Annotated in this window: 9 protein-coding genes; all 9 read right to left on the bottom strand. The window is 64.8% G+C overall.

Features of this window, described 5'->3' with window-relative positions; translation table 11 throughout:
- Positions 1 to 489 (bottom strand): NADH-quinone oxidoreductase subunit C (locus BN423_RS10285; protein WP_019240163.1); only part of this gene is annotated, 489 nt, incomplete at its 3' end.
- An 8-nt stretch (positions 490 to 497) separates the two neighbouring features.
- Positions 498 to 935, bottom strand: coding sequence for an NADH-quinone oxidoreductase subunit B family protein (locus BN423_RS10280; protein WP_019240162.1), 438 nt, complete (start codon positions 933 to 935; stop codon positions 498 to 500).
- 9 nt (positions 936 to 944) lie between these two features.
- Positions 945 to 3,821, bottom strand: a complete 2,877-nt coding sequence (locus BN423_RS10275) for a proton-conducting transporter transmembrane domain-containing protein (RefSeq protein ID WP_026089086.1) — start codon at positions 3,819 to 3,821, stop codon at positions 945 to 947.
- Between the two features lie 191 nt (positions 3,822 to 4,012).
- Entirely contained in the window at positions 4,013 to 5,269 is a 1,257-nt protein-coding gene (locus tag BN423_RS10930) for an FprA family A-type flavoprotein (RefSeq protein ID WP_232385576.1), read from the bottom strand.
- A 174-nt stretch (positions 5,270 to 5,443) separates the two neighbouring features.
- Positions 5,444 to 5,812, bottom strand: coding sequence for a helix-turn-helix domain-containing protein (locus BN423_RS10265; protein WP_019240160.1), 369 nt, complete (start codon positions 5,810 to 5,812; stop codon positions 5,444 to 5,446).
- A 121-nt stretch (positions 5,813 to 5,933) separates the two neighbouring features.
- Complete coding sequence (gene carB, locus BN423_RS10260) at positions 5,934 to 9,218, bottom strand: carbamoyl-phosphate synthase large subunit (protein WP_019240159.1); 3,285 nt, start codon at positions 9,216 to 9,218, stop codon at positions 5,934 to 5,936.
- 374 nt (positions 9,219 to 9,592) lie between these two features.
- Positions 9,593 to 11,059 (bottom strand): glutamine-hydrolyzing carbamoyl-phosphate synthase small subunit, encoded by a 1,467-nt coding sequence (gene carA, locus BN423_RS10255; protein ID WP_019240158.1) that lies wholly within the window; start codon positions 11,057 to 11,059, stop codon positions 9,593 to 9,595.
- 241 nt (positions 11,060 to 11,300) lie between these two features.
- Entirely contained in the window at positions 11,301 to 11,630 is a 330-nt protein-coding gene (locus tag BN423_RS10250; protein WP_019240157.1) for a helix-turn-helix domain-containing protein, read from the bottom strand.
- Between the two features lie 3 nt (positions 11,631 to 11,633).
- The gene (locus BN423_RS10245; RefSeq protein ID WP_019240156.1) at positions 11,634 to 22,799 is read right to left on the bottom strand and encodes a Spy0128 family protein; all 11,166 of its coding nucleotides are present in this window, start codon (positions 22,797 to 22,799) and stop codon (positions 11,634 to 11,636) included.
- Positions 22,800 to 22,893 lie beyond the last annotated feature (94 nt).

Here is a 22,893-nt window from a genome sequence, read left to right as displayed (position 1 = left end):
CGCAGCCTTGGCCGCGGCCTTCTCGCCGGCGGCCGCATCCGCCTCCGCGGCCTGCGCGGCCTCGGCGGCCTTCCGCGCCTTCGCGGCCGCAGCCGCCTTCTGCTTCGCGAGCTTCTCGCGCTCCGCCTTCATCTCGGGCGAGATGATCGTCATGGGCTCGTCGGTGGCCACGTTGAAGAAGTTCCCGCCGAAGTCGAGCTGCATGTTGATGAACTTCACGCCGTAGAGGTCGTGCGTCTCGTTCTCGTAGCTGAACGCCGCGAAGTAGAGTCCCTGGATCGAGGGCACCTCGGACGTGTGATCGATCCCGTAGACGCACAGGTTCAGCGCGTTGTCGCAGGTCTCGTCGTAGAACGTGTACAGCAGGTCGATGCCGGCCTCCGTGGTCTCGGCGCACATCTGCACGAACCGCAGGCCCTCGTGCTTCAGGGTCTGCACGCGGCACAGCAGCTCGCCCAGGGGAATCTCGACGAATTCGGTCGTGTACATCCTGCCTCCTACCGCTTGTTCCCGGCGAGCTTGGCCGCCTTCTCGTCGAGGATCTCGACGGCCTTCAGCACGGCGTCGATGATGGTCTCCGGCCGCACCGCGCAGCCCGGCGCGTACACGTCCACGGGGATGGCCTTGTCCACGCCGCCGATCACGTTGTACGCGTCGCGGAACACGCCGCCCGTGCACGCGCAGATCCCGCACGCCACCACGACCTTCGGCTCCATCATCTGGTCGTAGATGTGCTTCACCACGTTCATGTTCTGGTGGTTCACCGCGCCCGTGACCAGGAAGATGTCGGCGTGCTTGGGATTGCCGGTGTTGATGATGCCGAACCGCTCGAGGTCGTAGAGCGGCGTGAGCGAATCGAGCACCTCGATGTCGCAGCCGTTGCAGCTCGACCCATCATAGTGGATGAGCCACGGCGATTTGGAAGAGTACCCCATACGCGCTCCTTAGATGAACGGGGTGACGAGCATGTAGAACAGGTTCACGACGCCCACCACGAGCGCCACGAGCCACGCGGACTTGAGCCCGAACTGCCACTTGGTGCGGGCGCTGTTGTTGTCGATGAACACCTCGAGGAACCACACCACGGCCACCGCGACGAGCGCGACGACGATCGAGATGGGGTTGTCCCAGATGAAGAACATGCCCGTCCACATGAGGAAGAGCACCGTCTCGCACCAGTGCATGATCTCCACCTTGGCGAGCGTGCGGCCCTCCATCTCGGTGGTGATGCCCTTGACGAGCTCCTGGTGCGCATGGTGGCTGTAGGAGTAGTCGAACGGGCTCTTGCGCAGCTTGATGGTAAGGATGAACAGCAAACCCAGGAAGATAGGAACGAGCTGGATGATGATGGGCGCGTCGAGCCCGAGCAGCGACGCCACGTCGAACGACTGCGTGGCCGCGAAGAAGCCCACGGTCATGATGAGGAGCATGGGCTCGTAGGACATCACCTGCAGGCACTCGCGGTCCGCACCGGTGTCGGCGAAGGGGCTGCGCGCGGAGTACGCGGCGATGATCACGAAGAGCGTGGCGAGCGTCACCAAAAACACGCACATGAGCAGGTTGGAGCCCGAGATGAACATGCCGCCGGCCAGGATGCAGAAGATGATGGCGCAGGTGATGTACGCCTCGTCCACGGCGTTCACGCTCGCCTGCTCCTTGGCGAGGAGCTTGCGCACGTCGTAGTAGGGCTGCAGCAGGCGCGGGCCCACACGGCCCTGCATGTGCGCGCTCACCTTGCGGTCGAGGCCGTCAAGCAGGCACCCGAGCACCGGCGCCACCACGGCGAAAACCACGATGCCCAACAACAGCCCCGGCAGCTCAGGGCCCACCAGGCGCGGGATGCGCTCGATGTAGAAGGCGCCGCCCGTGAGGACGTCAGGGTTGAAGATGAAGCTCGCGGCAAACGCCATGAGGATCACCGCGCCGCACACGATGATGCCCACGGCGGTGACCGTCTTCTCCGGGAAGATGTCCGTCATGTACCAGTTGCGCTTGACGGAGGTCATGGTGCGGCCCATGGCGCCGTGGAACCGGCGGCTATCCGGGTCGGTGCAGGTGCCGCCCAGGTAGACCTCGACGCGGCGCTTCTTGCTGGCGCGCCCCCACGGCGTGAGGAACACGATGGCGATGAACGCGACGATGACCGCCATGATGAGCATGTTGTCCACGCCCAGGAACTGCGGGTTGCTGCCGAAGACGCGCTCGAGGTACGGCGACACCACGCCGAGCGAGATGACCGGCAGCCCCACGCAGCACCCGAGCATGAGCACCGCGATGAATCCGATGGCGAACCACTCGGTCTTGTGCACGCCGGCTTCGACGTTCTCGGCCTTCTGCGCCACGCCGGCGAGCTTGCCGAGCCACTTCGCCCAGTAGAAGAACGTCGCGGCCGAGCCGAAGGCCAGCAGGATGAGGAAGACCACGTTGCCCGTCTCCGCGAACGACACGAGCGTCGCCCACTTGGAGATGAGCATGCCGAACGGCGCGACCACCATGCCCAGGATGCCGAGCATCATGAAGCGCGTGAGGCGCGGCAGGCGGCTGAAGAGACCGTCCATGTCCTCGATGTTGCGACTGCCGATGCGGTGCTCCACCGTGCCCACGCACAGGAAGAGAATCGACTTCGACACCGTGTGGAAGATGATGAGGAAGATGCCCGCCCACGCGGCCTCGGCGATGCCCACGCCGGCGCAGGCCGAGATGAGGCCCAGGTTGGCGATGGTCGAGTAGGCCAGGACGCGCTTGGCGTTGCTCTGGGTGATGGCCATGAAGCTGCAGAGCACGAACGTGACGCCGCCCACCATGACCACCATGACGGACGCCGCCGGGAACACCAGGTACGCCGGGGCAAGCTTCATGAGCAGGAACACGCCGGCCTTGACCATCGTGGAGGAGTGCAGCAGCGCGCTCGTGGGCGTGGGCGCGACCATGGCGCCCAGCAGCCAGCGGTGGAACGGCATCTGCGCCGCCTTGGTGAGGCCGGCGATGGAGAGCAGCAGGATGGGGATGATGAGGTACTCGGCCTCGCCGCTCTGGGCCACCTCGATGAGCCCGCCGATGGAGAGCGGGATGTGCACGAGGTGGATGAGGATGAGCGCGATGTGGAACGCCAGGCCGCCCACCATGTTGAGGTTGATCTGCAGGATGGCGCTCTTGCGCGCCTCGGGCGTGCGCGTGTAGCCGATCATGAGGAACGAGCACACGGTGGTGATCTCCCAGCCGGCCACGAGCCAGTCCATGTTGTCCGAGATCACGATGATGAACATGCCCGAGAGGAAGAGGAACATGAGCGCGATGAACTGGTGCCGGCGGTCGGGCGCGTGCTCGCCGCGCTTCTCGGCCTCCGCCTCCTCGTGGTGCTGGAAGTCCTTCATGTAGCCGAGGGCGTAGATGCAGATAGCGCTGCCCACGAGCCCCACGATGAGGATCATGATGATCGAGAGGTTGTCGATGTAGAGGGGCTCGGCCATGATGTCCTCGGGCGCGATGGCCATGGACGCGCACCAGATGGACGCGATGAACTGCACGATGGCCAACACGAGCATGGCGAAGTTGCGGTAGCGGAGCGCGAACGCGAGCACCAGGCCGCAGAGGAAGAGGTCGATCGCCGCGGAGAGGATGTTCCCGGCGAACGAGAAGTCGTAGGGCACCGCGAAGCTCGTCGGGGCGTTCATGAACTGGACCGCGCAGACGACGCTCGCCGCGCCGATGACCGCCGCCGACCCGATGACGATGGGGTCGCGCGCGGAATCGGTGCGGAACACCATGAGCGCTACGGCCACGAGCAGTGGAAACGCAACTAGAAACCCAAGAGTCGCCACAGAAACACCTCTTCGGTCGAAGCTTGTACATAGACTTCTATGATATATCGGCCAGCGCGCCGAGATAAGTGCATATCGGGGCGAATTTCATGTGTAAAGCGGCACGGGCGGCGGGGGCGTGGGGGGGCGCAGGCGGCGGACACGCGACTGGTGCACTCGGCGCACCCGCCCACGGCACGCACCCGTCCACCTTACATGGCAAAGGGGCCGACCGCGTGCTGCGGCCGACCCCTCTCACGATCGTGTATGCGCTCGACGCGCCTTACGCCCGGGCGTCCTCGACGATCTTGGCCACCGTGGCCTGCAGCTCGGACAGCTGCTCCTCGCTGGGGATCCACTGCTGGGCGATGACCGGGCACGCCATGTTGAACTTCATGTTCTCCATCTCGGCGTACACCTGCTTGGGGCCGAGCGGCGCCCAGCCGTAGCTGCCGAACGCGATGCCGATGCGCTGGTCGTTCTTCGGCGAGAGGCCGCGCAGATAGGTGAGGAAGCTCGCCATGGGCGGCATCATGTTGGAAGTTGAGCGTGGGCGAGCCGCACGCCACGTAGCGCGCGTCGCACAGGTAGAGCATGATGTCGGAGATGTGCGTGTGCTTCACGTCGATGAGCTGCGCCGTCACGCCCTCCTTGATGAACGCGTCGCAGATCTCGCGCGCCATCATCTCGGTGGAGTGCCACATGGAGTCGAACACCACCACGGCCTTCTCCTCGGTCTGGTACGTGCTCCAGGCCTGGTACTTCTCGAGGATCTCGGGGATGTGGCTGCGCCAGATCACGCCGTGCGACGGGGCGATGAGGCGGATGTCCAGGCCGGCGAGGGCCGCCATGGCCTTCTGCACCTGCGCGCCGTACGGCCACACGATGTTCGCGTAGTACTTCTTGGCCTGTTTGTAGACCTCGCACAGGTCGTTCTCGTCATCGAAGCGCTTCGTGGTGGCGAAGTGCTGGCCGAAGGCGTCGTTCGAGAAGAGGATGCCGTCCTCGGGGCACCAGGTGACCATGTTGTCCGGCCAGTGCACCATGGGGGTCTGCACGAAGTGGAGCGTGCGCTCGCCGATGCAGATGGAGTCGCCGGTCTTCACGCCCTCGGCCTCGATGCCGTAGTGGGCGCGGATCTCGTTCACGCCGGCCGGCGCGCTCGCGACGATGCGCGCGTTGGGGGCGAGGCGGTGGATCGCGGGGAGGCTGCCCGAGTGGTCCATCTCGACGTGGTTGGTCACGACGAGCTCGATCTTGGCGGGGTCGACCACCTGCGAGATGCGCTGGACGAACTCGTCGGTGAAGGTCGACTTGGCCGTGTCGATGAGGGTGATGGTCTCATCCATGATGAGGTAGGCGTTGTAGGTGATACCACGCTCGGTGGTGTACCCGTGGAAGTGGCGCTCGCTCCAATCGAGGCCGCCCACCCACCAGACCTTCGGTGAGATCTCGATCGCGTTAAGCATGGGAGTCCTTTCCGTCGCGGCGCATCGCGGTACAGCCCGCTTTCCGTGCGCCCGTCCTTGTTGCGGCACATGATAGCACGTGCAGCGTATGCCGGCTGCATGATACCCATTTTGTGGCATTTCTCGACAGGTAGGGCGGGACGCGGGGCGGACGGCGCTCGACGGGGTGCGCGGCTAGGCGTCCGCGCGCGGCTTCCGCCCGCGGCGATGCACCGCGAGCGCGTCGGCGCCGCCCGCCTTGTACGCCCGGCACCACGCCTTGACGGTCGACTCGCTCGCGACGTGGTACTTCGTCATGACCTCGCGGATCGACCGGCCGCGCTCGAGGTGGTCGCGCACGGCCGCGCGCTTCGTGTCCGCGTCGTATACCAGGCGGGACGCGCCCGCGCGGAGCACCGCCTCGGCGCCGCCCGCCGCGTACGCATGCGACCACTGCCGCGCCGTGGCCTCGGGAATCCCCAGCTCGCGCGCGATGCGCCTGCGGCCTGCACCCGCTTCGAGCAGCTCGATCGCGCGCGTGCGCACCGTCTCGTCATATCGCATCGCCGCATCACCGCCCTGTGGTCGCCGCCGCCCCCAAGCGCACCGGGGCGGTAGTGTCGTCCCATGGTAGCACGCGGCGGACGCCCGCCGGCCGTCCCAGCTCGCGCCCACCGCGCCGCGTCTACACCTCGTACTGCGGCAGATCCTGCAGCGCGATGACCTCGAGCCCGTCCGCACCCCCGCGCCGCGACGCTTCGAGCGCCTCGACCGCGGCCACGAAGGCGTTCGCGGCCGAGAGCGCCGTGATGCAGGTCACGCCGCGGCGCACCGCCTCCGTGCGCAGGTGGTACCCGTCGCCGCGCGATTCCTGGCCGAACGGCGTGTTGATCATGAACGCGATTTCACCGCCCGCCACCATGTCGCCGATGTTCGGGTGCGCCTCGCTTATCTTGCGCACCACCTCGCACGGCACGTTGCCACCCGCGAGCACGCGCGCCGTGCCCTCGGTGGAGCAGATCTGGAACCCCAGGTAGCGCAGGATGCGCGCGAGCGAGAGGATGTTGCGCTTGTCGCGGTCGTTCACCGAGATGAACACCTTGCCGGACTCCGGCGTGGGCAGCTCGTAGCTAATCGCGAGCTGCGTCTTCGCGTACGCCTCAGGGTAGCTCTTCGCGATGCCCATGACCTCGCCCGTGGACTTCATCTCCGGCCCCAGCACCACGTCCGCGCCGGGGAAGCGGCCCCAGGGCATGACGGCCTCCTTCATGCAGAACCAGTCGAGGCGCCGGTCGTCGGCGGGCAGCGCCAGGTCCTGGATGCGCTCGCCCGCCATGATGCGCGCGGCACACTTCGCGAGCGGCACGCCCGTGGCCTTCGAGATGAACGGCACCGTGCGGCTCGCGCGCGGGTTCGCCTCGATCACGTAGACGGTGTCGCCCTGGATGGCGTACTGCACGTTCACCAGTCCGCGCACGGAGAGTGCGAGCGCGATGCGCTTGGTGGTCTCGCGCAGTCGGCGCACGAGCGCGTCCGAGAAGCTGAACGGCGGGATGCACGTCGCGGAGTCGCCGGAGTGGATGCCCGCTTCCTCGATGTGCTCCAGGATGCCGCCGATGTAGACCTCCTCGCCGTCGCAGAGCGCGTCGACGTCGCACTCGATGGCGCCCTCCAGGAAGCGGTCGAGGTAGACGGGGTAATCGGGCGAGATGCGCACAGCCTCGGCCATGTAGGTGCGCAGGTGCTCCTCGTCGTAGGCGATCGTCATGCCACGGCCGCCCAGCACGTAGCTCGGCCGCACGAGCAGCGGGAACCCGATTCGCGCCGCGACGCGCTCGGCCTCCTCGAAGCTCCGCGCCTCGCCCGCCGCCGGGTAGAGGATCCCCAGGTCGTCGAGGACGGCGCTGAACCGCTCGCGGTCCTCGGCCAGGTCGATTGCGTCGGGCTGGGTGCCCAGGATGGGCACGCCCGCCTGCTCGAGGGCGCGCGCGAGCTTGAGCGGCGTCTGCCCGCCGAGCGTGACGATCACGCCGTCCGGCCGCTCCACGTCCACGATGTCCATGACATCCTCGTAGGTGAGCGGCTCGAAGTACAGGCGGTCGCTCGTGTCGTAGTCGGTGGAGACGGTCTCGGGGTTGCAGTTGACCATGATGGTCTCGAACCCGCGCGCCTCGAGCGCGTAGCTCGCGTGCACGCAGCAGTAGTCGAACTCGATGCCCTGGCCGATGCGGTTGGGGCCGGCGCCCAAGATCATGACCTTCGGCTTGTCGGCGGGCGTCACCTCGCTCGCCGCCTCGGGCACGGCGCCGCCGGGCGTGCGCACGCGCGCCTCGTAGGTCTTGTAGTGGTACTCCGTGGTGCTCGCGAACTCGGCGGCGCACGTGTCGACCGTCTTCATGACGGGCAGCACCCCCAGGCCGTGGCGGTAGGCGCGCACGAACCGCTCGTCGCTGCCCGTGAGCTGCGCGATCTCCGCGTCGCTCGCCCCGTATTGCTTGAGGAGCAGCATGGCGTCGGCGTCGATGTCCTCCACGCGCAGGCCGCGGATGCACGCGCGCACGGCCACCATGTCGCGCAGGCGCTCCACGAACCACGGGTCGATGCCCGAGAGCTCGCGGACGCGCGCCGTATCCCAGCCGCGCCGCAGCGCCTCGACCACCGCGAAGATGCGGTCCTCGGTGGGCGTCGCCACGCGCTCGGCAAGCGCCTCGTCATCGAGGGCGGAAAGGTCTTCGCCGCCGGAGAGAAGCCCCGTGCGCCCGTCCTCGAGCGACCGCACCGCCTTGCCGAACGCCTCCTCGAACGTGCGGCCGATCGCCATGATCTCGCCCACGGCCTTCATGCGCGTGGAGAGCGTCGCGTCCGCACCCTTGAACTTCTCGAACGCGAAGCGCGGCACCTTGACCACGCAGTAGTCGATGGCCGGTTCGAAGCACGCGGGCGTGGCGCGCGTGATGTCGTTCACGATCTCGTCGAGCGTGTAGCCCACGGCCAGGCGCGCCGCGGCCTTCGCGATGGGGAAGCCCGTCGCTTTCGACGCGAGCGCCGAGGAGCGCGACACGCGCGGGTTCATCTCGATCACCACGAGGCGGCCGTTTTCGGGGTTCACCGCGAACTGCACGTTCGAACCGCCGGTCTCGACGCCGATCTTCTCCAGGATGGCGAGCGAGGCCACGCGCATGCGCTGGTACTCCAGGTCGGAGAGCGTCTGCGCGGGCGCCACGGTGATGGAGTCGCCCGTGTGCACGCCCATGGGGTCGAGGTTCTCGATGGAGCACACGATGATGCCATTGCCGGCGCGGTCGCGCATGACCTCCATCTCGTATTCCTTCCAGCCCTCGATGCTCTCCTCCACGAGCACCTCGTGCGCGGGACTCAGCTCGAGGCCCTGCCGGACGATCTCGGTGAGCTCGCGCTCGTCGTGCGCGATGCCACCGCCCGCGCCGCCCAGGGTGAAGCTCGGGCGCAGCACGCAGGGGTAGCCCACCTCGCCGGCGATGCGCAGCGCGTCCTCGATGGAGTAGGCGTACCCGGAGCGCGCCACCTCGAGGCCGATCTCGGTCATGGCCTCGTTGAAGAGCTTGCGGTCCTCGCCGCGCTCGATGGCCGCGAGGTCGCAGCCGATCATTTCCACGCCGTGACGCTCGAGCACGCCGCGCTTGGCGAGCTCCACCGCGGCGTTCAAGCCGGTCTGGCCGCCGAGCGTGGGCAGCAGCGCGTCGGGGTGCTCGCGCTCGATCACAGACTCGATGAACTCTGGGGTCACCGGCTCCACGTAGGTGCGGTCGGCCAAGCCGGGGTCGGTCATGATGGTGGCCGGGTTCGAGTTCACGAGGACGACCTCGTACCCCTCCTCCTTCAGCACCTTGCAGGCCTGCGCGCCGGAATAGTCGAACTCGCACGCCTGGCCGATGACGATGGGACCGGACCCGATGACGAGGATGCGCTTGATATCGGTACGCTTGGGCATGTGGCTGCTCCTTTTTTCAATTGATGCGCGCATTTCTGGTGGTGGAATTCAGATATGCACGATGAGACGATGGCTGACGGTGCTCGGAAGGCCTCCGAACCCCTGAATCTGGCGTCGCGACCCCCTTTTTCGGGCTGTTTTCGTCCGTTTTCGGACTTAAAAGCTCCGATTTGCCGCTTTCGGCCGCCGCCCATCGTGCATATCTGAATTCCATCACCAGAAATGCGCGATGGGAGGCGAAAAATGGGTCGCGGCGGGGCTTTCACCCCGTTCGACGCGTACGCGGTGGGCGTTCTCCCCTCGCGGACGGCTCCGCGGCGGGGTTCCGCCCCGTGCGGCGCTTGCCCGGCGGGACGCGTCCGCCCGTGCGGCGCTTACGCGGCGGCGAACTCCCAGCCCGCGAGGCGGTCGCGGGCGATGTTGATGTCGAGGTAATCGGGGTCGCCGTCCATGAGGCGCGTGAACGCGGTGAACAGGTAGTGCGCGTCGGTGGGGCCGGGCGAGGCCTCAGGGTGGTACTGCACCGAGAAGGCGGGGATGTCGAGGAACTGGATGCCCTCGGCGGTGCCGTCGTTCAGGTTCACGTGCGTGAGGCGGATGCGGCCGAAGCGCTCGTTCGCAACGACCGGCGCGATTCCGCGCTCCGCCCAGAAGCGCAGGTCAGCCGTCGCCACAGTGCCGTCCGCGCTCACCGGATGCTCCGACACGCCGCCAGAGAGCTCCGGGACGAGTTCGCCCAGGCTCGGGAACACCAGGTTGAAGCCGTGGTTCTGCGCCGTGATCTCCACGCGGTGCGTGATGAGGTTCATGACGGGGTGGTTGCCGCCGCGGTGACCGTACTTGAGCTTCTCCATGCGCGCACCCGCGGCGAGGCTCATCATCTGGTGCCCCAGGCAGATGCCGAACACCGGCATCTCCCCCAGCAGGGAGCGCACCTGCTCGTACGTCTTGGTCGCAGCCTCCGGGTCGCCCGGGCCGTTGGAGAGGAACACGCCGTCCGGCCGCCGCGCGAGCACGTCAGCCGCCGGGGTGTCCCACGGGACGACGGTAAGCTCGCAGCCGGCGCGGCGCAGGCCCTCGAGGATGCCGCGCTTCACGCCGCAGTCGTACACGACGACGCGGTGCCGGGCGGGTGCGGCCGGGGCTTCCGCGAACGCATGGCCCTGCGGCACGCGGCCGGGGTCGTAGGCGTGCGCTTCGCGGCAGCTCACGGTCTCGACGAGGTTCTGCCCCACCAGCTCGGGTGCAGCGTCGAGCTGGACGCGCAGCTCCGCGAGGTCGAGCACCTCGGTCGAGACGATGCCCTTCTGAGCGCCCGTCTCGCGCAGGTGCCGCACGAGCGCGCGCGTGTCCACGCCCTCGATGCCCACGATGCCGCGCTCGTCCAGGTACTCCGGCAGGCTCATGGTAGAGCGCCAGTTGGACGGCGTGCGGCAGAGGTCGCGCACCACGAGCGCGCGGAGCGGCGGCCGCACGTTGCCTGCGAGCTCGCCGGGTGCGCCGGACGCCACCTGCGTATCCGCCAGGTCGACGCCGTAGTTCCCGATCTGCGGGTACGTCATGGTGACGATCTGCCCCGCGTAGCTCGGGTCGGTGAGCACCTCGAAATACCCCTCGACCGAGGTGTTGAAGCACACCTCGCCCGTCGCGGTTCCCCGCGCGCCGCACGCACGGCCGAAGAACGCCGTGCCGTCGGCGAGCATGAGCACCGCAGGGGCTCCTTCGTGCTTGCTTGTTTGGGAAAGCATGCGCTGGGCGAGCTCGCTCAGCTGCGCGCGCGGTGCGGAGTGCGCCGCGCATCCTGGGTCGCACGCTGCGACCGCTGCATCGGTATGCGCCATCTTCGCTCCTTCCCGGCCTCTCAGAACCGGATTAAAGGTTTACAGGCTGTGCGTATTGTAGTCATTGCGCGCGGCCTTGTGTACGAAGATGGGTGATTTATTCAGTAATTGATTGCTATGAGTGCAAATTATTCAGTTTTGCGCCCGCCAACCCGCGCGGCCCGCGCAACCACCGCGCCGTGCCACCCCGCCAACGCAAAAAGGCCTCCTTCCGGACGATCCCGAAAGGAGGCCTCATTGTCTAGCCCCGCCGACTGTGCGCGAGCACCTCGGCGCGCTCGATCCCGGCGGGCGTCGCTTTGTAGCTGTTGCCCAGCTGCGCGCCCGACTCGCTATAGACCGGGGTGGAGGTGATCAAGCCCTCGCGCCGCAGGCGCGTGACGGCGCGGGCGAGCGACTGCGAGCAGCAGCCCATCCGCTTGGCGAGCTCGGCTTGGCTGAACCGCACCTCGCCCGCGCGCTTGGTCTCCCGCGCGATGAGCTCCAGCACGCGCTCGTGCACGAAGGCATGGCGCCCGTTGATGCGCGTGCTGATGCCCCTCAGCGAGGTCCCCATCCCGGCCTCGGACATGCGCTACTCACCCCGCTTCTTGCGCGTCACCACGCCGGCCGCGACGCACACGGCGCCGATGCCCGCTGCGGCCATCACGGCGGTCGGCATCATGTCGCTCGTCTGGATCAGGCCGTCGTCACTCGGGCCCGCCGGGGCAACCGGCTCAACGTAGGTGTTCGAGAACACCGGCAGCTCGGCCTTGCCGTTGTAGGTGAGGCTCGTCACCCAGAGGTAGCCCTCGCGGTTGTCCTCGACGGTCACGTCCACGGTGTAGACGGTCTCGTCGTAGGTCACGCCGTCCTTCTGGACGCCGGCGGTCGCCGGGTCGTCATCCTCGGGCAGCGCCTCGGCCACGGTGAACTGGTACTCGCCGGCCGTGTCGAAGGTCATGGCGTCGAAGACGAAGCCGCCGTCCGCCGCGTTCTTCACGGTCTGCAGCACGTTACCGTCGGCGTCGCGCAGCTCGAAGGAGAACTCACCCTCGGCGAGCGCGCGGCCGTCGAGCACCTTCGACCCGCCGACGTAGATCGACGCGTCCCGTGCCTCGTAGCTGTTGCTAATGACCACGTCAGTCACGGGGTCGCCGTTGGCGTCCGCGAACTCCCAGGTGACGGACAGCGTGCCGTCGCCCTCGTCCTTCACGTACGCCGTCGCGGTGTAGCGTGCCGCGTCGTACGTCACGCCGCCCTTGTGGCCATCGACCTCGTAGAAGGTGTAGGTGTAGTCACCAGGCGCGGTGAAGGTGATCGCGTCGAGCGCGATGCTGCCGTTGGCATCGTTCACGCCCTGCGAGACCTGCGTGCCGTCCTTGTCCACCATGACCACCTGGAACTCGCCCTCGTCCATCGTGCGGCCGGTGAGCTCCTTGGTGAGGGTCAGGCCGCCGTCAGCCGTGGGCGACGAGGTCTGCGGGTCGACGGAGTAGGTGTTCGTGAAGGTGAAGAGCGCACCCTGCGCCGGATCGGCCACCGCGGAGAGCGTACCGTCGCCGTTGTCGGTCACCGTGACCGTGAAGGTCTTGCCGGTCTCGGCGTCGTTCGCCACGCCCGCGACCTCACCCGTCTCCGCCACCGTGTAGGTGAAGGTCTTGGTGCGCTGCGCGGACTCGACGGCGGGCGCGTCCTCGGTGCCCTCGCCCTCGGCCTCGGCGGTCGCCGCAGCGGTCTGGCTGCCCGTGTCGCCGAAGACGTTCTCCATGGTGAAGGTGATGTCACCGAAGCTCACGTTGCCCGAGGCGTCGTTGGTCGCCGTGGTGGTGGCGGGCATCGGCGCGCCGTCCTCGCCGGTCAGCGTGAAGGTGTACTTGCCCGCGATGTCGGGCGCGTTGTTGCCGGACTCGACCTTGAGCTGCTTCGCACCGGCGATGGCGATGGTCTGCTGGCCCGTCTGACCCTCGCCGTAAGTGTTGCGGAACGTGAGGCCGTTCTCGGAACCCTGCGGGTAGCCCACGACGATCCCGAGCGTGCCGTCGCCGTTGTCGGTCACCGTGACGGTGATCTGGAAGCCCGCGGCATCGGTCGCTGCAACGCCCTCATCCAGGTTGGTGGTGTCCTCGGTCACGTCATAGGTGTAGGTGAAGGTGTTCTTGCCGTTCACGAGGCTCGGCGTCGCCAGGTTGTTGTCCACGTCCTTCATCATCTGGTCGATGCTGTAGTTGATGGCGCTGAACGTGATGGTTCCGTCCGCGGCGTTGGTGCCGGTGGCAACCACCGTGTCGCTCTGATCGGCAGCGTTCGTCACGTTGAAGGTGAACTCGCCGTCGACCATCGGGCGGTTGGTGAGCGTCTTGGTGGCCTTGATGCTCGCGGAGCCGTTGCCGCCCAGCTCACCCGTCGCCTTGTAGGTGTTGGTGAACGGGATCACCGCGGTCGGGTCCTCGTTCTCGTCGTTGTCGTAGACGTAGGTCTGGGTGTAGTCCGCGCCGTCGGTCACCGTGGTGGTCACCTTGATGCCGCCGTGGCCGTCGTCAGCCGTGGTGATGGTCACGGTGTAGACCGTGCCGTCGTAGTCGACGCCGGCATCCGCGCCCTTGACCTCCTGCACCGTGTAGGTGTAGGTGTCGTCGGCATCGTCCTGCGTGAACTTGGCCTCGGTCGCAGCGTCGATCATCATGACCTCGGCGTGCGACGCGTTGTCGTCATCGACCGTGGCACCCGCCTTCGTGGTGAAGGTCTCGCCGTCCATGTCGATGCCGAGCTTGTCGGCAGACGCCTGGTCGGCCGGCTTCACCGTGAAGCTGAACTCGCGCATGTCGGCGTTCTCGAAGATCTTGGCGATCTCGATGCCACCGGCCGCCGCGAAGTCGAGCTCGCTCGCGTACTGGTTGGTGAACACGTTATTGGCAACCGTCACGCCGGTGGTGTAGCCGCCCGCGTTGTTGTCCTCGACCGTCACCGTGATGGTGGCCTCGTTCGTGGAATACGTGATGCCCGGGTTATCACCCGCGACCTCGGCCACCTTATATACATAGGTGCCCGGCGTGTCGTAGGAGATCTTCCCGAACGAGAAGGTCGCCTGGTCGTTGCCCTCGGCGTCCTCACCGGTGGCCGCGTTGACCGTCACCTCGGTCTGGGCGGGCATGGGCTGCTGGTCAAGCTCGATGCCGGCCGTGTTGGAAACGGCCTCGATCTTGAAGGTGAAGCTGTCGCCGTCCCACGCCTTGCCCGTGAGCACCTTGGTGAGCTGCACGTCGGCGGTGCCGGTGTCGACATCCGTCGAACCCGCATCGTAGGTGTTGGTGAAGATGGCGTTGCCTTCGAACGTGCCGGTCTGCTCGTTGTACGGAGCCTCACCGCCCGTGGCCACACGCACGACCTCGATGAAGGTGCCGGGGTTCTGCTGATCCTGGGTCTGCTCGCTCGTCACCTTGGCGGTCACGTACTTGGTGGAACCGTCATAGGTCACGCCGTTCTTCGTCCAGCCGGTGCCGGCCTTCTGCTCGGCCGAAGCCGTGCCGTAGGTCACGTCCGGATACGCGGCGTTCGTCGCGTCGTCCGGAATCACCTCGGTGATAGCGTAGCGATAGGTGTAGCCCACGTTATCGCTCGTGAACGTCACGTTGTCGAAGATCACGTCGCCGCGAATGATGTTGCCCTTGTCGGGCGCGGCCGCAGGAGCCTTCTCGGCAACCTCGCCGTCCATCTTCCAATCCTCGGACTGGGCGTCGAAGTCGTCGTTCGACATCCAGCCGGCAAACGTCATGTGGAACATGAACTCGTTGTCGGACATGGCGGTGTCGCGGCCGGTCAGCACCTTGGCGGCGTTGAACGAAACGCCCACCTCGTTCGCCGAGTACTTGTTGGTGAACGTGATGCCCTGGTCGCCGGCGATGTCAGACCACTCGCCGGAGCCCGCGGTCGGGCGCGACGAGAACTTGCTGCTCGTCACCTCGAGGTTGCCGTTGCCATCGTCCTCAACGACCACGGTCAGGCGGTACTGCGTCTGGTCGTAGGTCACGCCCAGGATGCCCGAGCCGGGGTTCGAAGCGTTGGGGTTGGTCTCGGCGATGAGGTAGCGATAGGTACCGGGCTGCGTAAACGTGAACACGTCCTTCGCATCGGGCGCCACGTCGCCGCCGGGGTAACGCTCGTCGGTGAAGGTGAACTGAGCGGAGTTGTCGGTCACCTTGGAACCATCCGCCAGCGGCTCGATGGTATCGGTGGTCTTTTCGGGCATGGTCGCCTCGACCACGCCGGGATCCATCTGCGTTTCGCCGTCAGGGTTGGTGCCGCGGCCAGCCGTCATGGTGAAGGTGAAGGCGTCACCCTGCTCCCAGGTGCGGCCGTCGAGCACCTTGTTGCCCTGCAGCGCGAAGTGCGCCGCACGGAACATGACGGGCTGCACGTTGTAGGTGTTGTCGAAGGTCAGCGCATCGCTGCCCTCTGCCACCGTGGCCGTCAGGGTGCCGTCGCCGTTATCGTTCACGTTGACCGTCACGGTCTTGACGGACGTGTCGTAGGTGATGCCGTCCTTGGTCGGGTTGTCGGTGCTCACACCCTCGGGCAGCACCTCGCGCACGGTGAACTTGAACGTGCCCGCGTGCGTGAAGATGATGTCACCGAAGGAAGCCTGATGGTTCTTGCTCTCGGCGGTTACCGTGATGCCAGGCTCATCGGCCTTGCCCGCGTTCTCGGGCAGAGCGATCCAGCCGTTATCAACGGCCTGCTTCGTCGGCTCGTCCGTGGTGTCAGCCGCGAGCGTGAAGCCGAAGCTATCGTCCGGCGTCCAGGGGTCGCCCAGGTTGCTCGTGTAGCTCTTGGTCACGGTGAGGTTGCCGTCGGCATCGCCGTCGAGCGAGCCAGACGCCTTGTATACGTTGGTGAACGCGGCAGCGTTGTCCACAGCCTGGTCGGCATCGGTAGCGGCATCGGAGTTGTCGTACACGACCGACTTGACCTCGAAGGAACCATCGTAATCATCGTCGGCGATGGTCACCGTCACGTTCGTCACGTGTTCGTCGTAGGTCACGCCGCCCAAAGTCCCCTTGGTCTCCGTGACCGTGTACTTGTAATCGCCAGCAGCCTCATAGGTGATGCCACTGAACACTGCGGTCTTGGGATCGCTCTTATCGGTGATGGTCACCTTGTTGCCGTCGCCCTCGGGCATGGGGGCGCCATCAACCGCCTCGAGGACGAACTCGAAGCTGTCGCCCTCCAGCCAATCACGGCCGGTCAGCGTCTTCTGGACGTTGATGCCATTGTCGGTGCCCGTGGTGATGGAACCAGCCTTGTAGCTGTTGGTGAAGGTCGGGTTGTTGGTTTCCTCGCCATCCAGCTCGGTAGTGGCCTCAAGCTGACCGCTGACCTGATCGTCCGTCACCGTGACCGTGATGGTCTGGGCGTTATCGTCGCCAGAAGCATAGGTCCAGCCAGCGGCATCCGTCGTGGTGTTCTCGACAACCTGGAATGTATAGGTGCCAGCCTTCGTGAAGGTCAGCTCGCCGAACTCGACGGTCTGCTTCGCCTCGTCGCCCGTCTTGTCTTTCAGGCCAGAGGTGGATTTGGTGATGCCATGCTCGTCGATGCCCGTCACAGCAGTTGCATCGCCTTCGATGAGCGTCAGGGTGAACTCGAAGTCGGAGAGCGCGGGCGCGCCCGTGACCTCCTTGGTCACCTTGAGCTGATCCTCGCCGCGCAGCGTCACGCTATGGGCATGGTAGCTGTTGGTGAACAGCGGGTCGTTGCCGTCAACCGTAGCCTCGAGCTGACCCTTGCCGTTGTCGGTGACCGTCACCGTGATCTGGTGGGTTGTCTTGTCGTAGGTCCAGCCGTTGGGCTCCTCGACCTTGGCGTTGTCCTCCGTCACGTCGAACACGTACACGCCCGGCTTGGTGAGCTTGATCGTGCCGAAGTCGGCGGCCTTGGTGTCACCAGCCTCAAAGTCGTCCTTGATGGTCACGGAGAGCTTGCCCTCGGTCAGGCCCTCAATACCGGCGGCTTTGCCCGCGGCCATGTCGGCCGCGGCGGCCTTCTCCGCACTCGCGTCGGCATTGAAGGTCGCGCTGAAGGTGAAGTTCGCCGAGTTCGGCGCGCCCTCGACCTTCTTCTGAACACCGATGCCCGACTCGGCATCCTGGGTCAGCTCGACAGGCGTCGTCGTGTAAGCGTTGGTGAACGCGGCAGCGTCTTCCACCTGCTTGTCGGTATCGGTGTTCGCGCCGTCGTTGTCGTAGGTCAGCTTAGCGACGAGCTGGCCCTCGCCGTTGTCGGTCACCGTGACGGTCACGAATGCCGCGTGCTCGTCGTAGGTCCAACCATTACGATTGACGCCATCGTTGAAGTCAGCTGCGCCAACCTCGGTGATCTTGAACTGGTACTCGCCCGTGGCGCTGAACTTGATGGCGCCGAAGGCGGCCGTCTTGGTGTCGCCGTCAGCGAAGTCCTCGGTGATGGAGGTCTGGCCGTCGAAGTCACTCTCAACAGCCTTGACGTTGTCCCACTTCTCGTCGTCCTTGTCGACCGGCTCGATCTTGAACTGGAAGTCCGTGGTGGAGGCAGCGCCCGTCACGGTCTTTCGAACCGTGATCTGCTGCTCGGCGTCCTCGCCGCCCACGACCACCGGATCGGCCGCATAGCGGTTAGTAATCTCAACCGGGCTGCCATCCACCTTGGCGATGTAGAGCTTGCCGTCGTACTTACCCTCGGCGTTGCGATCGGTTACCTCAACGGTCACCGTGCGCTCGCTCGTGTCAAACGCCCAGCCTGCATCCGCGTCAGGCGCGTTCTCCTGCACCGTGAAGGTGTAGGTGCCCGGCTTGGTGAAGGCCAAATCGCCGAACGTGAGCCTCTGGGACTCACCGGCCTTGATGGTGTCCGTCGTGTTGACAGTCATCGTGCCGTCCGGACCCAGACCCTTCACGTAACCTGCCATGCCAGTGCTGCTGTCAGCGAGCTTGAGCGTGAAGGTGTAGTCGGTCGCGGAATCCGCGCCCTCAACATACTTGGTCACCTGGATCTGATAATCGGCGTCCTCTCCCACCGTGGCAGGCGTCGGGTTGTATTCGTTGACGAAGCCGAAGGTCGGCGCGGTGTAGCCGTCGGCATCGGAGTCCGCCTTGTCAACGATGACTTCGTCCGCGGGCTCGCCCTGGGCGTTCTGGATCTTCGTCACCGTGGTGAGCGTGTGCATGGTGCCGTTGCCGTTGTCCACGACCTCGATGTCCACGCGATACTGGGTCTGGTCATAGGTCACCTGCGGGGCGCCGCTCTCGGTGACCTCGTCCACGATGTAGCTGTAGGTCTTGCCCGCATCGGTCTCGTCGAAGGTCACGCCCTGGAGCTTGTCCATGGTGATGGTCTGACCGGATGCAGCCGCCGTGTTCTTAAAGCTCGTATCGACCTCAGTCAGCTTCTCGTTGGCATCATCGGCAGTGGTCTTTCCGCTGTCATTTGCCACGCCCGTAATGGAGAACGCGAACTCGTCAGCATCCATCGGGCGGTTGGTGAGCTGCTTGGTCACCTTGATGCCGCCCTTGCCCTCGGCGCCGTAGTCCATGGACGCCTCGTAGGTGTTCTTGAAGTACGCGCCTTCGATCTCGCCTGCGTGCTTGTCATTGCGATAGGTAACCTTAGCCTGGAGCGTTCCATCGTGGCTGTCCGTCACGTTGACCGTCACGGTGCAGATGTTGGTGTCGTAGGTCATGCCGGCACCGTTGGCGGTCTCGATGTAGTCACCCTGACCGTCAGACGCGACCTCGTCCACGGTGAACGTGTACTCGCCCGTCTTGGCGAACGCCATGTCCTTGAAGAAGAAGTCAGCAGATCCGCCCTGCATGTCGGCCTTGGTAACCTGGACGACCTCCGCATCGGGCAGAATGCTCTTCGCGTTATCGTTCGTCGCCGTCAGCTGGAAGTAGAACGTCTCGTCGTCATGCATCTCGCGACCGGTAAGGGTCTTGGTGCCGTGGATGGCGGTATCGCCCTTGAGCTCGGCGTCGGCCGGGTCGTACTCGTTGTTGAACGCGAGGCCGGCAGGCGTGTCATACGGAGACAGCACGGTGGCGACCAGATGGGTCTCCTCCTCGGGAGTCCCCTCGCCCGTAGTGACCTCCTCGACCTCCACCTGAACGATGCGCTCGGTTTTGTCGTAGGTCATGCCCTGCTCGTCGCCGGCGATCTCGGTCACCTTGTACTCGAAGGTCTTGCCAACATCGTTGCCGTCATAGTTGATGGTACCGAAGGTGAAGTCATGGCCGGTGTTGGTCACCTGCTTGGTCGTGGTTCCCTCGGCAACGTCCGCGGGCATCGGGACGTCTGTTGCGTCAACCGTGTAGTTCACGGAGCTACCGCCCTTGGTCTCGTAGCCACCAAGCGCCTCGAGCTGGAAGGTGAACTTACCGTAGTCGATGCCGTTGCCGCCCGTAGTGTCGTTGTAGACCTTCGTGCCGTCGATGTTGGTGGGAGCGGAGTTCACGTCATACGTATTCGTGAACGTGGCGGTGCTGCCCTCAACCGGCACCGGGTCGGCGCCGGCCCCCATCGTGCCCTCATCGTTCTGGGTCTGCTGCAGCTCGACCTTGGAGACCACGAGCTTACCGTTACCGTCATCGGTCACCGTGACCACCACGCGGTAAATCGCCGCGGAGTAGTCGATGCCGTTGATCGGATCGGTGTCGTTGTCCTCAGTGATGTTGTAGCGATACTCGCCGGGTGCGGTGAACGTGATGTCTCCGAAGGAAGCCTTGTAATCCTCGGTCTGGCTGTTCACCGTGATGGTTGTGTCGGCAGGTTCGGGCGTGGTAATACCGTTCCCGGCCGTATTGCCCAGCCCATCGATATCAAACGTGAACTCGTCGCTGTCGCGCCAGTCGCGGCCCTTGAGCACCTTCTCCACGCTGAGTGTGGTGTTCGTGCTGAGGTTCACGTCGGCGGCGCGATACACGTTGTCGAACGTCAGGGAGACCTGCGTAGCGGACTCGATGGTACCGGTCACGATGCCGTCGGTGGTGTTGTCGTTCTGAACGCCATCCTGCGCCGTGGCATCCTTCACAGTCCAGCCGTTGTCGCCGACGCCCTTCTCGGTCACCGTGAACTCGGTGCCAACGGGCAGGCTGTCGATGCGAACCGTCGTGCCGCCCTTAACCTCCAGCGTCGCCTTGCCTTCGTTGAACGTCACATTGCCGTCAGCCTTGTCACCGACGTAGTAGTTATAGGTGCCGGAAAGCGGCTCGGTCTTACCCTCCTCATCGGAAGGCACGCTTGCCGTGATTTCGAACGTGAACGTGTTCTTTTCCGTATTCTGCTTGGTCTCGTCGGACGCGTTGCCCCAGTCGACCGTCTTCTTGATCTCGAGCGAACCGGGCATCTCGTAGTAGAGCTTGCCGTTGTTGCCGAGCGCCTGGGTGACCTCGTCGGTGTCGCTCCACGACGGGTTGAGCACGTTGGCCGCGGTCTTCGTTTCGTTCGAGTCCTTCCCGTCGGTCAGCGTTGCGGGACGGTCGGTGCGCTGGGTACCGGCGGGAATGTAGTAGGCACCGTCCCAACCATCCTCTTTCTGCATCGCGTTCCACTCAGCGGTGCCGCGCTGAATGGCGACGCCCGTGGAGCGCTCCTCGCCCGTGCCCTCGCTGGTCTGCACCCAGTAGGTGTCCTTCCAGTAGAGGGTGTTGTAATTACCGATGTTCCACTGAGTCGCCTCGGTGTTGCAGCCCTCGTCGACGTAGAGCGTGGTGTTCTGCGTGTAGTAGTAGAACTTGTTGCCCGCGTTGGGCTCGAAGGTCGCCGTCGTGAGACCGTCGGCTGCGCCGGCCGTGAAGTTGTTGGAATAGAAGTCGATGGTCTTGCCATCCGCGGACTTCTGGGAAGCCACGATAGCCGCGTACTCGTCGCTCGACGGTTTGTTAAGCGCCTCCTTGGCCTCAGCCTTCAGGCTCACGCCGTAGAACAGACGCACAGGATATGCCTGGGACACCGTCATGTCACCGGTGTCGGTATCAACGTTGTAGTTGCGCAGCGGGATAAGGGATGCAGGAAGGGTAACGGTGATGGTGTCGCCCGTGGCAAGGTCATCGCTGCGGGTAACCGTCACCGTAAGGTCGGCAAGATTCGCCGAACCGTACACAGCGTTGCCGTCAACCGTACCGGTGAAGTGATAGGTGTCGACGTTGCCGTTCGTCTCTTTGCTGTCACTTGTATAGATCTCGTCGCCATAGGCAAGCTGAATCTGGTCTTTACCGACGCCGGTGCCCGTCACCTGCATGTAGGAGCCGAGCTGATCGGTGAAGGTGAGATTACCCGGGGCGAGGTTGCCCTCGAGGGAGTTGTCAACGATCGGCGAACCAGAACCAACGTTCTCGGTGATGGAGGACGTGATGTCCTCGAAGACCTGATCGAGCTGTTCGGAATCTGTCGCAGCGAAGTAGTAATCGGGATTCGGCTCACCCTGGGCACCCGTCGTACGGTCGCCAAGCATGAGATCACCAAAGTCATCTGTCTGCTCGTAGTTCGGCTCATCCCAAGGGAACCACGAAGTATTCTCCGCGCACTGAGCATCTCTATAGTTGCTCGAAACAGCGTTCATGTATTTGTTGAAATTGCCGCTCGTGTCGCTCGGATCGGCATCCTGGAACACGCCGATACTATAAATCAGCGTGCCGTCTTGTTTCATGTCGTATGCATAGTTAATAGCTTCGGCGGCAACGGAACCGCTCCATTCGCTATATCCGGGTTCACCATCAGTGAAGAAGATAACGACCTTCTGCGCGTTGGCGCGGGCGCCGGTCAGTCCCTCTCCGCCATCCAACACACGCTTCGCATGACTCATACCGTAGTTCGCATAGGTAGAGCCAGCCGGCTCAAGCCTATCGATGGTATTTTTGAGCGTTGCAGCGTTATCGGTCGTGTATGGCGCAAGGTCAGACACGACCTGGGAATTGTTGTATCCGTCCCCATCTTTGTTGTTGCCGATGTTGTCACGGCTACCGCTGGCGAACTTCACCAGCGAGATGCGGTGCTGATTATTGGGATCTGTGATGCCATCGTTCATTTCGGCGACGGAATCAACAAATGCGTCCGCCGCGTTCTGCAGCGCATCAATCTTGCTGATGTTCTGACCGTGCCCGCGCGAGTAGAACTGAATGTGATCGGGATCGTTGTCCGCAGGCGAGGTCTTCGGCTCTACGTAGGTATATTGCGGATTCCAACCGCTTCCGCCGCTGCGGTACCGCCAGCCTTCCGGATCAGAATCCCACCGACCCGGCTCGAAATACTCAACCTGCTGCCAGGCTCCATCCACCTTGACGTAATAGGTTCCGCGATGGTTGCTCGGATAGGCCTCGGTATAGGTGTAGGTCGTGCCCATGCTTTGGGACATCGACCCGGACACGTCCAGCACCAGCACGATGTCGAGCGGCTTCGTCGAAACCGTCGTCGACTTGAGGTTGGACGTCGAGGACAGCGCCGAAAGGCTCACGATAAAGTCGGAGTCGCCCTTCGTGATGGACTGCCCGCTCAGACCTTCGTTGTCGTCGTTCTTGAACGTGTACGTGTCATCGAACACGCTCTTGTCGGTCCAGATGCGACCGACGTTCTGCGTTGACGGCTGATCATCGGGACGCGTGTACTGCGTCCAGCTATTCGTCGTATCCGGGTCGACCACCGTCTTGCCCGTGACGCCCGCGGCTCGCGCGACGCCTATGAACGACGCCACCGACACCACGACGAACAGCACGGCTGCGAGGGCTGCAGCCACTATCGCCCTAGAGCGCCCCCCCCCCGCGGGGTTTCTTGTGGGTTCCTGCCATCAACATAACCTTCCCATCCCTTACCGACACGCGAACTACCAT

It is taken from the genome of Enorma timonensis (assembly GCF_000321165.1).
Lineage (GTDB): Bacteria > Actinomycetota > Coriobacteriia > Coriobacteriales > Coriobacteriaceae > Enorma.
Note: the sequence above shows the minus strand (reverse complement) of the source record. Positions and strands in the feature narration are given on the sequence as shown.